The 14,162-nt window shown below is 60.4% G+C and carries 10 protein-coding genes; 3 read left to right on the top strand and 7 right to left on the bottom strand.

Annotation, left to right across the window (positions count from 1 at the left end):
- Positions 1–170 precede the first annotated feature (170 nt).
- The gene (locus BM131_RS14160; RefSeq protein WP_090190530.1) at positions 171–2,438 is read right to left on the bottom strand and encodes an adenosylcobalamin-dependent ribonucleoside-diphosphate reductase; all 2,268 of its coding nucleotides are present in this window, start codon (positions 2,436–2,438) and stop codon (positions 171–173) included.
- A gap of 394 nt (positions 2,439–2,832) precedes the next feature.
- On the opposite strand from BM131_RS14160, the gene BM131_RS14155 reads away from it, so the two are divergent.
- Positions 2,833–3,264, top strand: coding sequence for a DUF1489 family protein (locus tag BM131_RS14155; protein WP_090190528.1), 432 nt, complete (start codon positions 2,833–2,835; stop codon positions 3,262–3,264).
- A gap of 119 nt (positions 3,265–3,383) precedes the next feature.
- Positions 3,384–4,943, top strand: a complete 1,560-nt coding sequence (locus BM131_RS14150; RefSeq protein WP_090190527.1) for an AMP-binding protein — start codon at positions 3,384–3,386, stop codon at positions 4,941–4,943.
- A 122-nt stretch (positions 4,944–5,065) separates the two neighbouring features.
- On the opposite strand, the gene BM131_RS14145 is transcribed toward BM131_RS14150, so the two are convergent.
- The 4 genes from BM131_RS14145 to hisS form a co-directional block, all read right to left on the bottom strand.
- The gene (locus tag BM131_RS14145) at positions 5,066–5,839 is read right to left on the bottom strand and encodes a glycoside hydrolase family 25 protein (protein WP_090190525.1); all 774 of its coding nucleotides are present in this window, start codon (positions 5,837–5,839) and stop codon (positions 5,066–5,068) included.
- 135 nt (positions 5,840–5,974) lie between these two features.
- Entirely contained in the window at positions 5,975–6,667 is a 693-nt protein-coding gene (gene hisG, locus BM131_RS14140; RefSeq protein WP_090190523.1) for an ATP phosphoribosyltransferase, read from the bottom strand.
- A complete protein-coding gene (locus BM131_RS14135) occupies positions 6,664–7,749 on the bottom strand; it encodes an ATP phosphoribosyltransferase regulatory subunit (RefSeq protein WP_090190522.1) in 1,086 nt (361 codons plus the stop codon). The genes hisG and BM131_RS14135 overlap by 4 nt, the downstream gene beginning before the upstream one ends.
- The gene (hisS, locus tag BM131_RS14130; RefSeq protein WP_090190520.1) at positions 7,743–9,374 is read right to left on the bottom strand and encodes a histidine--tRNA ligase; all 1,632 of its coding nucleotides are present in this window, start codon (positions 9,372–9,374) and stop codon (positions 7,743–7,745) included. The genes BM131_RS14135 and hisS overlap by 7 nt, the downstream gene beginning before the upstream one ends.
- 217 nt (positions 9,375–9,591) lie before the next feature.
- Here hisS and BM131_RS14125 point away from each other — a divergent pair, with 217 nt between their 5' ends.
- Entirely contained in the window at positions 9,592–9,795 is a 204-nt protein-coding gene (locus tag BM131_RS14125; protein WP_090190519.1) for a SlyX family protein, read from the top strand.
- 149 nt (positions 9,796–9,944) lie between these two features.
- Here BM131_RS14125 and BM131_RS14120 read toward each other — a convergent pair whose 3' ends face one another.
- The gene (locus BM131_RS14120; RefSeq protein ID WP_090190517.1) at positions 9,945–10,520 is read right to left on the bottom strand and encodes a hypothetical protein; all 576 of its coding nucleotides are present in this window, start codon (positions 10,518–10,520) and stop codon (positions 9,945–9,947) included.
- Between the two features lie 79 nt (positions 10,521–10,599).
- The gene (gene dnaE / locus BM131_RS14115; RefSeq protein ID WP_090190516.1) at positions 10,600–14,100 is read right to left on the bottom strand and encodes a DNA polymerase III subunit alpha; all 3,501 of its coding nucleotides are present in this window, start codon (positions 14,098–14,100) and stop codon (positions 10,600–10,602) included.
- Between the last annotated feature and the right edge of the window lie 62 nt (positions 14,101–14,162).

Below are 14,162 nucleotides of genomic sequence, written 5' to 3'. Positions count from 1 at the left end.
GAAATGGTGCAACTCGGGTCGATAGTCGTCGAAACGCTTCGGCTATATTTTTAAGGGTTCATCGGCCCTAAAAAGGGCCGATGGACAAACTTTGCCTACCACAATGGACAAAAAGTGGGGTGTAATGGACAAACTTTCAGCGCAGTTTCAGATGGCCGACTGGCCACCCATCACCCACACTTGGAATAGCCGCAGCTCCCGCAGGTCATGCAGCCTTCGACCATGCGCAGGTCATAGCTGCCGCAGCTGCCGCAGGCCTTGCCACGTGGCGCATTGCCAAGGGTGACCACATCCGCCTGCGGATCGCTCTTCAGGCCTTCGCCCTCGCCCGACAAAAAGCTCGTCGCGATCATGTGCTTTTCGATCACGCCGCCAATGGCCGCTAAGATCGAAGGCACGTACTTGCCCTGCATCCAAGCGCCGCCGCGCGGATCGAACACCGCCTTCAGCTCTTCAACCACAAAGGTCACATCGCCGCCGCGCCGGAACACGGCAGAGATCATCCGTGTCAGCGCCACGGTCCAGGCGAAATGCTCCATGTTTTTGGAGTTGATGAATACCTCGAACGGACGGCGATGCCCGCCGACGACCAGATCGTTCACGGTGATGTAGATCGCGTGCTCGCTATCGTGCCACTTCAGCTTGTAGGTCGCGCCTTCCAGCTCGGTCGGGCGGTCCAGCGGCTCGGTCATATAGACGACCTCGGCGGTGCCGTTCTCTTGCTCGACAGCGACGGGCTTGTCGTCAGACACGCTCAGCACGGAACCTGTCACGGCGTTCGGACGATAGGTGGTGCAACCCTTACAGCCTTGATCCCAAGCGGCCATATAGACCTCTTTGAAATCGTCAAAGCTGATGTCTTCGGGGCAGTTGATCGTCTTGGAAATCGACGAGTCGATCCACTTCTGCGCCGCAGCCTGCATGCGCACATGCTCTAGCGGGGCCAGCGTCTGGGCGTTGACGAAATAGTCGGGCAGCGGGGTGTCACCCTTCAGCTCGCGCCACATCTGCACGGCATAGTCCACGACCTCTTCTTCCGTGCGCGACCCGTCTTTCTGCAACACCTTGCGGGTGTAGGCATAGGCGAACACTGGCTCGATGCCCGACGACACGTTGCCCGCGTAAAGAGAGATCGTGCCAGTGGGCGCAATCGAGGTCAGCAGCGCGTTGCGGATGCCATGCTCGCGGATCGCTTCGCGCACATCCTCGTCCATTGCCTCCATCGCACCGGACGCAAGGTAGGCTTCTGCGTCGAACAGCGGGAACGCGCCCTTTTCCTTGGCCAGATCGACCGACGCCAGATAGGCGGCGCGGGCGATCGCGTGCATCCACTCATCCGTCTGACGCGCCGCTTCTTCAGAGCCATAGCGCAGACCGACCATCAGCAGCGCATCGGCCAGACCGGTGACGCCCAGACCGATCCGGCGCTTGGCCTTCGCCTCTTGGCGCTGCGCTTCCAGTGGGAATTGCGACGCATCGACGACGTTGTCCATCATCCGCACAGCGGTGGCGACCAGTTCGCCCAGCGCCGCAATATCCAGCGCCGCCGCATCGCCAAACGGATCGCTGACCAGCCGCGCCATGTTGATCGAGCCAAGCAGGCAAGCACCGTAGGGGGGCAAAGGCTGCTCGCCGCAGGGGTTGGTCGCGGCAATCGTCTCGCAATAGCTCAGGTTGTTGGCCTTGTTGATCCGGTCGATGAAAATCACGCCCGGCTCTGCGACCTCATAGGTCGACTTCATGATCGCATCCCACAGATCGCGGGCCTTGACGGTGCGGTACACGGTGCCCTTGAACACCAGATCCCAGTCGCCGCCAGACTTAACCGCATCCATAAACGGATCGGTGATCAGCACCGACATGTTAAACATCCGCAGACGGGCCGCGTCATGCTTGGCAGTGATGAAATCCTCAACGTCGGGGTGATCGCAGCGCATCGTCGCCATCATCGCCCCGCGGCGCGAGCCTGCGGACATGATCGTGCGGCACATCGCGTCCCAGACATCCATGAATGACAGCGGACCAGAAGCATCCGCCGCCACACCATGCACAATCGCGCCCTTGGGGCGGATCGTGCTAAAGTCATACCCGATCCCGCCGCCCTGCTGCATCGTCAACGCAGCCTCTTTGAGCATGTCAAAGATGCCGCCCATGCTGTCTGGCACAGTGCCCATGACGAAACAGTTAAACAGTGTCACCTGACGCGCGGTGCCTGCACCGGCAGTGATCCGGCCAGCGGGCAGATATTTGAAATCCTCCAGCGCACCGTAAAACTTGTCTTCCCAAGCCTTCGGCGACTTCTCAACCGACGCCAAAGACGTCGCAATCCGCCGCCACGTATCCTCGACCGTGATATCCTTCGGCGTGCCATCCGCTTCTTTAAAACGGTATTTCATATCCCAAATCTGCGCGGCGATGGGGGCACTGAAACGGGTCATGATAGCAATCCTTGGGATGGGGGAATCAAGTAGGGTTAAGGAGGTCCGTTCTAGGTGACGGGTCTTGAATTGGCAATTCGCTTACGGCCACTTTGCCCACAAAATATCAGGCCAAAATGCCGCATAGGCACAACATATGGGGTTGCGCTTCGCACTCTACCGCATATGTGGCCCTAACTTCCCTGGCGACAGAACGCCGAATCTGGGCTAGGGGTAGGTTAGCTCAGCGACCTCAACTTCGGACTCAACAAGGTAATTTTTATAGGAATACTCGCGTCACCTCGAGCCTCCCCCCGCTTACCAAGCCTTGCAGTTGGCAACGCCCGGACTAATTGATAACCACTGATGACCTGCGGTAAGGCGTCACACACACCACAACATCTAGGTGAATTCATTGCCCTCTCACATAAATCTGGTGAAACTCTCTGTCGGGACCGAGTCCATCGACGACATGCTCGGCTGGCAGCAGCAACGCGCCAGTCAATCGCGTGATGGCCAGTACTACCATGTCACCCGCATGTGGCCCAAACGCGAGGCAGAGCTGCTGGACGGCGGCAGTATCTACTGGGTGATCAAGGGCGTCATCCAATGTCGCCAACGCATTTTGGAACTGCGCGAGGTGATCGGCCAAGACGATATCCGCCGCTGCGGCATCGTGCTTGCACCCGAAATCATCCGCACCGCCTCTACCCCGAAAAAGGCGTTCCAAGGCTGGCGCTACCTGTCCCCCGCCGACGCGCCCGGCGATTTGACAGACAGTCAACAGGCCGAAGATTCCCTCCCCCCAGAGCTGCAAAAAGCCCTCGCCGCCCTCGGCGTCCGCTAACCGCCCGGCGCACAAGACACCCGCCCCAAGCCCCCAAATGGTCTATATCATGACGTGGCGTCAAAACCGGTGACAGTCGCCCCGCCCCGATGCATGCTCTGCACAAGAGGAGATCCATCATGACCATTTTCCAAAGCCCCTTCGACGACGTCGCCCTGCGCGATATCTCGATCACGGAACGCGTCTTTGAGGGCCTGCGCGACCGCCCGTCAGAGGTCGTGCTGACCGACGGCCCCACGGGCCGCACCATCACCGCCGCGCAGTTCATTGATCAGGTCGAATCCCTCGCGGGCGGGCTTACCGCACGCGGCTTCGGCGCGGGTCACACCATTGCCTTGATGGCCCCGAACTGCCCCGAATACTGCGTGATCTTCCACGCCGTCGCCTTCGCTGGCGGCACTATCACCACGATCAACCCGACCTATACCGCCTCGGAAATCCGCCATCAGTTGCAGGATTCCCGCGCTGAATTCCTGATCACCGTGCCGATGTTCCTCGACACCGCCCGCGAAGCACTACCCGGCACCAACGTCACAGACATCGCGACCATCGGCAAAGCCGACAACACGCTGGAACTCAGCGACCTGATGAAAGAGCCGCTGTCCGCCCAAGTCCTCGTCGATCTGGACCACCATACTGTCGTGCTGCCCTATTCCTCTGGCACCACCGGCCTGCCCAAAGGCGTGATGCTGTCGCACCGCAACTTGGTCGTGAACGTCGATCAGATCATCGCGGGTGCAGACTTTGAACGCGGCGAAGTCGCTGCCGCCTTCCTGCCGTTCTTCCACATCTACGGCATGACCGTATTGATGAACCTGCACCTTGCAGGGGGCGGCGGCCTCGTCACCCTGCCCCGCTTTGATCTGGAAATGTTCCTGCGCATCAGTCAGGACTACAAATCCAAACGCATGTGGATCGTCCCGCCCGTCGCCCTCGCACTGGCCAAGCACCCGATGGTCGATCAGTTCGACCTGTCCGCGCTGCAGCAAGTCTTTACCGGTGCCGCCCCTCTGGGTGCCGACCTGTCAAACGCCGTCGGTGCCCGCCTGAACTGCGTGTCACTGCAAGGCTACGGCATGACCGAACTGTCCCCCGTCAGCCACCTGTCCCCAATGGGCAGCGCCATCCCCGGGGCCTCCGGCCTTGCCGCGCCAAACGTGCTGTGCCGCATCGTTGACATCGAAACCGGGCAAGACCTTGATACTGGGGCAGAAGGCGAGCTTTGGATCAAAGGCCCCAACGTCATGCAGGGCTACCTCAACAACGCCAAAGCCACTGCCGAAACCATTGTAGAGGACGGCTGGCTGCGCACGGGCGACATCGCCGTGATCGACGCAGACGGCCAGATGTTCATCGTCGACCGCCTCAAAGAGCTGATCAAATACAAAGGCTTCCAAGTCGCCCCGGCAGAGCTGGAGGCGACACTTGTCGCAATGGACGGCATCACCGATGCCGCCGTCATCGGCCTGCCAGACCCAGAGGCCGGTGAAATCCCCATGGCCTTTATCGTGCGCACCGAAAACGGCCCGGACGCCGACACCATCAAGGCGCACCTTGCGAAAACCCTGTCGTCCTACAAACAGGTCCACCGCATCGACTTCGTGACGGAAATCCCGAAATCCGCCTCCGGCAAAATCCTGCGCCGCTTCCTGCGCGACAAAATCAAAGCCGAAGGCTAACCGCAAAACCCGCAGCCCCTCACCTTCTTCTGGTCAAAAATATCTCGGGGGGCCGCGCAGCGGCGGGGGCAGCGCCCCCTCAACGCCCGCCCCGGCACCGCCGGGGCGACACCATCAGGCGATTACTCGATCCACTTCGCCCATTGCGCCGGGCTCCCGGCAAAGGCGTTCACGTCGACAGGCCGTGCAATCCCCGGCACAATCCCGGTGCCGGTGTATTGCCAAAACGCCCAGCCCTCACCGGGATAGCGCTCGGATGGATGCGCCGCGACGGACCGCAGCCAGAACTGCGTGCGCGGCAGCTGGCCAAGGGCTGTGTCCCAATAGAAATCAGGCGTCGTATAAACCAGCGGCCGCTTGCCATAGTGCCGCTCTAGCATGTCCAGAAACGCCGTCGCCTCGGCACGCACAGTGGCGGCATCGGGCTTGCGGCTGCACGTCCGGGACTGGTGGTTCCATTCCATATCCAGCACCGGCGGCAGCGCACCCGGGTCGCGCGGCACGTTGCGGATAAACCACGCCGCCTGCTCCTGCGGCGAACGGCAGAAGTAATAGAAATGATAAGCCCCATGCCGCACCCCGGCTGCGGTCGCCCCCGCGCGGTAGGTGTGGAACATCGGATCGGCCACATCGCCGCCCTCTGTCGCCTTGATATAGGCAAAGGAAATGCCCCCGGCGCGGGCCTGATGCCAATCAATTGCCCCTTGATAGCGGGACACGTCAACCCCGTGGATCGGATAATACGACGGCAATTGCCCGACGTTTGCGTGGGGCGCGGCATCGGCAAAAACCGGATAAACTGGCGCGCTTGACGTCGCAATGCGGTCGCGGGACACGCGCCCGCCGCAGCCGGCAAGGACAAGAGCACAGGCAGCAAGACAGAAAAATGACCGCATGACGGCTCCTGCAGAAATGGTTGAAAAATGACTAAGGGCCCGGACACAACCGCACGGCCCAGCGCACAAGTCAACGGCCGGGACCGCTGCACAAGCGGATCCCGGCCGTTCACATCATCACAAAGGCGCCCGTCTTTAGGTGCCCAGCAACTGCTCTAGCGTCTTAAAGGTCGCGCGCTGCTGCATGGTCCAGTCGCGGCGGGACGTGCGGAACAAGGTCGCCTGCGACGCATGGATCATGCCGTCGCTTAGAATTTTCAGCCCGTTCGCGCGCAGTGTTTCCCCGGTCGAGGTGATGTCAGCAATCGCCTCGGCGGTCTCGTTCTTGACCGTGCCTTCTGTCGCGCCCTGGCTGTCGATCAGCGCGTAGTCCGCAACGCCCGCTTGCTTTAGGAACTCGCGCACCAGGCGGTGATACTTGGTCGCGATCCGCAGCCGATGACCGTGCACCGCACGAAAAGCGGCAGCCGCTGCATCCAGATCGTCGAGCGTATCGACATCGACCCAAGCCTGCGGCACGGCGATAATCAGGTCCGCCCCGCCAAAGCCCATCAGCGCGACCTCTCGCACCGACTTTTCCCAATTCACCAGCTTTTCGCGGACAAGGTCTGATCCGGTCACACCCATCTGGATGCGCCCTGCTGCCAGCTCGCGCGGGATTTCGCCAGCGCTCAGCAACACCAGCTCGACACCGTCGATCCCATCAACAGCGCCCGCATATTCGCGATCACTGCCCGACTTGCGCAGGGTCACACCGCGCTGGCCAAACCATTGAAAGGTCTTCTCCATCAGCCGCCCTTTGGACGGCACACCCAGCTTCAGCATCAGATATCCCCCCGCAGCTGCAGCAGCAGATCAGGCCGGATCACACCGCCCACGGCAGGTACGGCTACGCCTTCGCCCAGCCGCGCTGTCAGCGCGTCATAACGCCCGCCGGTCGCCACAGGCGGCAAAGTCGGATCGTCCGCTGCGTAAAAGCCAAAGACAAAGCCGTCGTAATATTCAAGCGAGGTGCGGCCATAGCTGCCCTCGAACTCGAGCTTAGACACGTCCACGCCGTAATCTTCTAACGCGTCCAGACGTGCATTCAGGCGCGTCACAGCCGGACCAATCGCCGGCATATCCACCGCGATATCGCGCAGCTGGCTTAACACATGGTCAGAGGTTTCGCGCAGCCCCGTCAGCGTATCCAGCAAGGCCAGTTCCTCGCCGCTGATCGGCGCAGTGGCCGCATCGGCCCGCAGCGCCTCGATCCGACGTTCAACCTCAAGGCGGCTGCGTTTACCCATATCAGCACCCGCCCCGGCAAAGGGATCGCTGGCCGCCAGCAATGCTGCGCGGCTTGGCGGCACAGCTGTACGCCCGCCAAACCGGTCGAGCAAATTACGAAACCGCCGTGGCCGCCAGATGTGCCGCGCCAACGCATCCTTGCGCGCCTGCGACGTGCGCAGGCCCGACACGGCCGCCATCAAAATCCCGATGTCCCCCGTCGCAGCCCGCAGCGGCACATCGCCCAGCGCATCACGGATCGCGGCAAAGACTTCGGCATCGGCCAACGCCGGATTGACGCCGTCAAAGACCTCGTACCCGACCTGCACGAATTCATTCGCCCGGTCGGGATCGCTATCCTGCTTACGAAACACCTTACCCGCATAGGTATAGCGGGCCGGGTCCGCGTGGGACTGCATGTGCATCTGTACCACGGGCACCGTAAAGTCGGGGCGCAGGACCATCTCTCCACGGATTGGATCGGCGGTCAGGTAGGACCGGCCGCGAATATCCTCGCCGTACAAATCCAGCAAAGTGTCCGCCGATTGCAGCACGTCGGTCTGCACCACAACAGCATCGCGCGCGGCAAAGAAATCGCGCAGGCGGTCGGCTTCGGTCAGTGTGGCGGCTAAGGTCACGATTGCGATTCCTGTTGTCCGGCCAGCATCTTTTGCACTTCGGCCACAAGATCAGTCCTCGCGACTTCAATCTGGCTTGGGCGGTCTTTCCACTCTTCCAGCGTCGCGTTTTCGGCCATCTGCGCGCCAAGGATCAGGTCCTTGATCTGCACGATGCCTTTCTCAAACTCATCCCCGCCCGCGATGATCGCGATGGGACTGTTCCGCTTGTCCGCATATTTCAGCTGGTTGCCAAAGTTCTTTGGGTTGCCCAGATAAACCTCGGCCCGCACGCCTGCATTGCGCAATTCGGCGACCATGGTCTGATAATCCGCCATCCGCGCCTTATCCATGACGGTCACCACGACAGGCCCCACGTCCTTGGTATCCAGCCGCCCCGTCGCATGCAGCGCCGCCAGCAGGCGATCCACGCCGATGGACACGCCCGTCGCAGGCACCTCTTGCCCGGTAAAGCGTTTGACCAGATCGTCATAACGCCCGCCGCCCGCAACAGAGCCGAAGTTGCGCACATTGCCCTTTTCGTCCGTGACTTCAAAGGTCAGTTCGGCCTCGTAAACCGGCCCGGTATAATAGCCCAAACCGCGCACGACGGACGGGTCGATCACGATGCGGTCGGGGCCGTAACCTTGGGCCGACAGCAAGTCCGCGATCTCTTTCAGTTCGCGAACGCCTTCCATTCCAATAGAGGAATCACGGACTAAATCGGCCAAATGAAAAATGGCCATCCGGTTTCTCAATTCATCAGCGTTTTCTGGATCATCCAGACCTTTGCGCAATTGTGGATCAGCCGAAATCCCAGCGTTAAGCCAACTTTGCCAATCGTCATTTTCCAGCATCAAGGAAGCGTTAATACCCTGTCGAACTAAGTTCTTGCGAGAAGTCTCCCAGTCAAAAAATCTAAGGATCACTTCCGCTTGCTGATCATCAAGCCCCGCACCCTTGGTAAAATCGCCGCTCTCGTCCTTGCGTCCCTCGCCCAGCAAAGCGCGCACGCCGTCCACGCCAAGGCGGTCCAGCTTGTCGATGGCCCGCAGCACGATCCCGCGCGCAGCCTCTTTGTCGTCGCCCGCCAAACCCGCGACTTCAAGCACGCCGTTCAAGACTTTGCGGTTATTCACCCGGATTACATAGTCGCCGCGCTTGATGCCGACGGCCTCTAGCGTGTCGGACAGCATCGCGCAAATTTCGGCGTCAGCCGCAACAGAAGGTGCGCCGACCGTATCCGCATCGCACTGATAAAACTGACGGAAACGCCCCGGCCCCGGCTTTTCATTGCGCCACACCGGACCCATCGCATAGCGGCGGTACGGCGAGGGTAAATCATTGCGATACTGCGCCGCGACGCGGGCAAGCGGCGCCGTCAGGTCATAGCGCAGGGCCAGCCAGTCGCTGTCTTCTTCCCAAGCAAAGACGCCCTCGTTCGGGCGATCAACATCGGGCAGGAACTTGCCCAGCGCCTCGACCGTCTCTACGCCAGAGGTTTCCAGCGGATCAAAGCCATAACGATGATAAACCTCGGCGATCTGGCGCAGCATCTGGGTGCGCTGCGTCACCTGCGCGCCGAAATAGTCGCGAAAGCCTTTGGGCGTTTCCGCCTTAGGGCGCGGGGTCTTCTTTTCCTTGGCCATGGCATCCTCGCATCCGCTGGTCATCGCTGCGCGACATAACCCGCAGGGGCCAGCGTGGCAATGGCGGTGCGATTTACATTGCAAAACCTAAATGTTTCGCACGCGAAACATATTATGTTAAATAAGGCACTGAAATTAATAACTTATTCACAAAATCCGTCAATCCAGCCACATCAAGCTGTGGCGCAGTCCCCGCCCCTACGCTAGAACTTGCCTCATGACCGATATCCTGCGCCTTGAAGAACAAATTGCCCACCTCACCCGCTTGGTGGAGGACTTAAGCGACGTTGTCGCCCGCCAAGACCGCACCATCGACACGGCCCAGCGCCGGATCGAGATGCTGATGCAGCGTGAAGCCACGCGAGAGGCCGACGCCGGCGGCACGATCCCCCTTGGCGATGAACGCCCGCCGCACTGGTAAGGCCGTCCTCTTCTTATCGTCCTAAAATCCCTGGGGGGCCGCGCCACCGGCGGGGGCAGCGCCCCCTCTACCGACACACATCACTCTTCTTCTGGTCAAAAATACCTCGGGGGGAAGGCGAAGCCGGGGGGCAGCGCCCCCTGTGATAGTTAGCGTTCTGCCCCGGCGTCGGCGACGACGCCTTCGTGCAGCAGATACTCAACCCAGTTGTCGCTATCAGAGAACGATGGATAGGCGGTCAAAAACACAGTGCGCCGCCCAAGCGCATCAATCTTCGCACCGCAGCTCTGACCAGAGGGCGCGCCGCAGTACTTGCCCTTAATCACCTCGTATGCCGTATCCGTTTCCGAATAAGGCCGCGTGTTCGAGGCTTGATAGCGGACGCCCTCGTGGGTCTGCACATCGCCAGTCAACACCAGCGCCGCAGTGAACTGCCGCAAGCAGCCATCGGTGAATCCATCGACATAATGTGCGCGAGGCGCGGTGCTGGTGGGTTTCGAATCGTAGACCGTATAGCCAGAGGCGCTGGCCACAGCGGTCCCAAGGCTGGCGGGCGCAACACCGCACGTCGTGTCAATCTTGCCAAAGGCCAGCCCAGCCCCCGGGGCGGCTTGCCCGATATCAACGTCACTATTCATGATCGGCGTCCCGGTTCCGGTGGCACCGACGCCAGCGCAGCCAGCAAGGGCCAAACAGGCAATAACACTCGAAAACATAAACTTCATAACTGGCCCCTCCGCTGATTGAATTTGACTACCATGCCCCGAAAGGCGCGCCGAGTAGCGGTTGCGTGATGCGGCAGATTCACGCGTCTTCGACCTCGATCACGCCGCCAAGGCTGCGCAGGGCGCCGCGGATCTGCGGATTGACCGGAAAGTCCTGCCCCAGATCCAGCTCCACCTCTCCCGGTAAAGACGGGTCCATCAGGCAGAAATACACAGGCCCGCGCGCGCCTTTGACCTTATCCTTCATCGCCGATTCCAAAATCGACGCGACCGAAGGGATCGCATCAGCGCAATCTAGGAACACCCGCAGCCCATTGCTGGTGGCATCCACGACGGCGGTGTCGATCGGGCTGACGGACCGGCCCAGCAGCTTCAGCTGATCGGATTCCATCGTCGCCTCGACCTGGATCACGACGTGAGAGCCGGTCTCCAAATGCTCGCGCGCCAGTTCCAGCGTATCGCTGAACAGCGTCACCTCGTACTGGCCGGTCGGATCGCTCAGCTGGGCAAAGGCAAAACGATTGCCCCGCGCCGATTTGCGTTCCTGCCGCCCAGACACGGTGCCTGCCATCTTAACGATACAAGCGGCGCGGCCCGCTTTGACGATGACCTCGTCCAGCGTCAGCACGTTCTTGCGCTTGAGCGCGCCCATGTAGTCGTCCAGCGGGTGGCCAGAGAGGTAGAAACCGATGGCCTTGAATTCCTCGGCCAGACGTTCCGCTGGCAACCAGTCGTCGCCGCCTGCAAGGCGCGGCTCTGGCAAGTCGTCGCCCGCCTCTCCGAACAAGGACACCTGATTGCTGTTCTTTTGGTCGTGGATCGCGGCAGAGTATCCGACTAGCGCATCAAGAGAGGACATGACCCGGCGGCGATTAGGGTCCAAAATATCAAATGCGCCTGCACGGGCCAGCATTTCCATCGGGCGTTTGCCGACCTTTTTCAGGTCCACCCGGCGGGCGACGTCGAACAGGTTCACGAAAGGCCGGTCGCCCCGCCCTTCCACGATCAGCTTCATGGCCTCGACACCGACGTTTTTTAGTGCGCCCAGCGCATAGATCAGCTTGCCGTCGCGGACGTCAAAAGTCGCCATCGACCGGTTCACGCAGGGCGGAATGTATTCCAGCCCCAGACCCTTTTTCACCTCTTGGAAATAAACCCCCAGCTTGTCTGTCAGGTGAATATCGCAGTTCATCACACCAGCCATGAACTCGACCGGGTGGTTCGCTTTTAGCCAAGCTGTTTGATAGCTGACGACCGCATAGGCGGCGGCGTGGGATTTGTTGAACCCGTAGTTGGCGAACTTTTCCAAAAGGTCGAAAACCTCAGAGGCTTTCTTTTTCGCAACGCCGTTTTCCATCGCCCCTTTTTCGAATTTGGGACGTTCCTTCGCCATCTCCTCGGCGATCTTTTTACCCATGGCCCGGCGCAGCAGGTCGGCGCCGCCAAGCGAATAGCCCGCCATGACCTGCGCGATCTGCATCACCTGTTCCTGATAAACGATGATGCCTTGGGTTTCGGCCAGCAGATAGTCGATGGATTCGTGGACGGATTCGATCTCGCGCTGGCCATTCTTGACCTCGCAATAGACCGGGATGTTTTCCATCGGACCGGGACGATACAGCGCCACAAGGGCGACGATATCCTCGATACAGGTCGGCTTCATCCGTTTCAGCGCGTCCATCATGCCGCTGGATTCCACCTGGAACACGGCGACAGTTTTCGCACTAGCATAAAGTTTATAGGACGCTTCGTCGTCCAGCGGGATCGCCCCGATGTCGTATTCAAACCCGGCGGGTGGCTGATAAAGCTCTCGCCCGTCAGCGGATTTATTCAACGGCCGTCCGTTTTTGCGGACAAGCTCTACAGCGTTCTGGATGACGGTCAGCGTTTTCAGGCCCAGAAAGTCGAACTTCACCAGACCCGCTTGTTCGACCCATTTCATGTTGAACTGGGTCGCGGGCATGTCGGACCGGGGATCCTGATACAGCGGCACCAGCTCGTCCAGCGGGCGGTCGCCGATCACCACACCGGCGGCGTGAGTGGACGCGTTCCGCAGCAAACCTTCGACCTGTTGGGCATAGCGCAGAAGGCGTTCGACCACCTCTTCGTTCTTGGCCTCTTCGCGCAGGCGCGGCTCGTCTGCCAAGGCCTTTTCAATACTGACGGGTTTGACCCCCTCGACCGGAATCATCTTGGACAGACGGTCGACCTGACCATAGGGCATCTGCAGCACGCGGCCCACATCGCGCACGGCGGCCTTGGACAGCAGCGCACCAAAGGTGATGATCTGCCCCACCTTATCACGACCATATTTGTCTTGGACGTAGCGGATCACTTCCTCGCGCCGGTCCATGCAAAAGTCGATGTCGAAGTCGGGCATCGACACCCGTTCTGGATTCAAGAAACGCTCGAACAGCAAAGAATATCGCAGCGGATCAAGGTCAGTAATCAAAAGAGCATAGGCCACGAGCGAACCCGCACCCGAACCACGGCCCGGCCCGACGGGGATGCCGTTGTCTTTGGCCCACTTGATAAAGTCGGCCACGATCAGGAAATAGCCGGGGAACCCCATGCCTTCGATAATGCCAAGCTCGAACTCAAGCCGCTTCTCGTATTCCTCGACGCTGACCGCGTGGGGGATGATCGATAGGCGAAACTTAAGCCCCTCTTGCGCCTGACGCCGCAGTTCGGCGACCTCGTCATCTGCGAACTTGGGCAGGATCGGCGGGCGTTTGTAGACCTTAAAAGCACAGCGCTTGGCGATCTCGACCGTGTTTTCCAACGCCTCTGGCAGGTCGGCAAACAGGGTTGCCATCTCGCGCTCGGATTTGAAATAATGCTGCGGCGTCAAGCGGCGGCGCGGTTCGGACTGGTCGACATAGGACCCTTCGGAAATGCACAGCAGGGCGTCATGCGCCTCGTACAGACCCGTTTTAGGAAAATAGACGTCATTGGTCGCGACAATCGGCAGACCCTTGGCATAGGCCATCTCGATCAGGCCGCGCTCGGTCAAAACCTCGGCCTGCGGCAGACCGCCGCCGTCAGGATGGCGCTGCAATTCAACATAAAGCCGGTCGCCAAACAGCGCATGCAGCGTATCAAGCACCTGCTCTGCCCGCGGCTGCTGGCCCTGCTGCAACAGACGCCCGACAGGCCCGTCCGGCCCGCCGGTCAAACAGATCAGTCCAGCGTTATGATGGCTCAGGTCATCAAAATCGATCTGCGGCAACTGGCCCTCGTTATCCAGATACGCGGCAGAGTTCAGCTTCATCAGGTTCAGATAGCCCTGCTCGGACTGGGCCAGCAGAACGATAGGTGCCGGATCTGGTGCACGCTTGCCCGGCTCTGGCACCGTATAGGCCAGCGACATCTGACAGCCGATGATCGGCTGGATGCCCGCCTTTGACGCATATTCGCTGAATTCAAGGGCAGCGAACATGTTGTTTGTATCGGTCACGGCGACGGCCGGCATGCCAGCCGCCTCGGCCATACCGGATAGCTTTTTCACCGGAACAGCCCCTTCCAAAAGGGAATATTCGGTGTGCACGCGCAGGTGAATGAATCGAGGGGATTGGGTCATGCGCCACCCTAGATCGCCCGGCGGATGGGGGAAAGCCGCTAACGCTTAGTCACGCAGCTAAG

Source organism: Loktanella salsilacus (assembly GCF_900114485.1).
Lineage (GTDB): Bacteria > Pseudomonadota > Alphaproteobacteria > Rhodobacterales > Rhodobacteraceae > Loktanella > Loktanella salsilacus.
The sequence above is the reverse complement of the archived record's forward strand: the minus strand, read 5'-3'. Positions and strand labels throughout refer to the sequence as shown.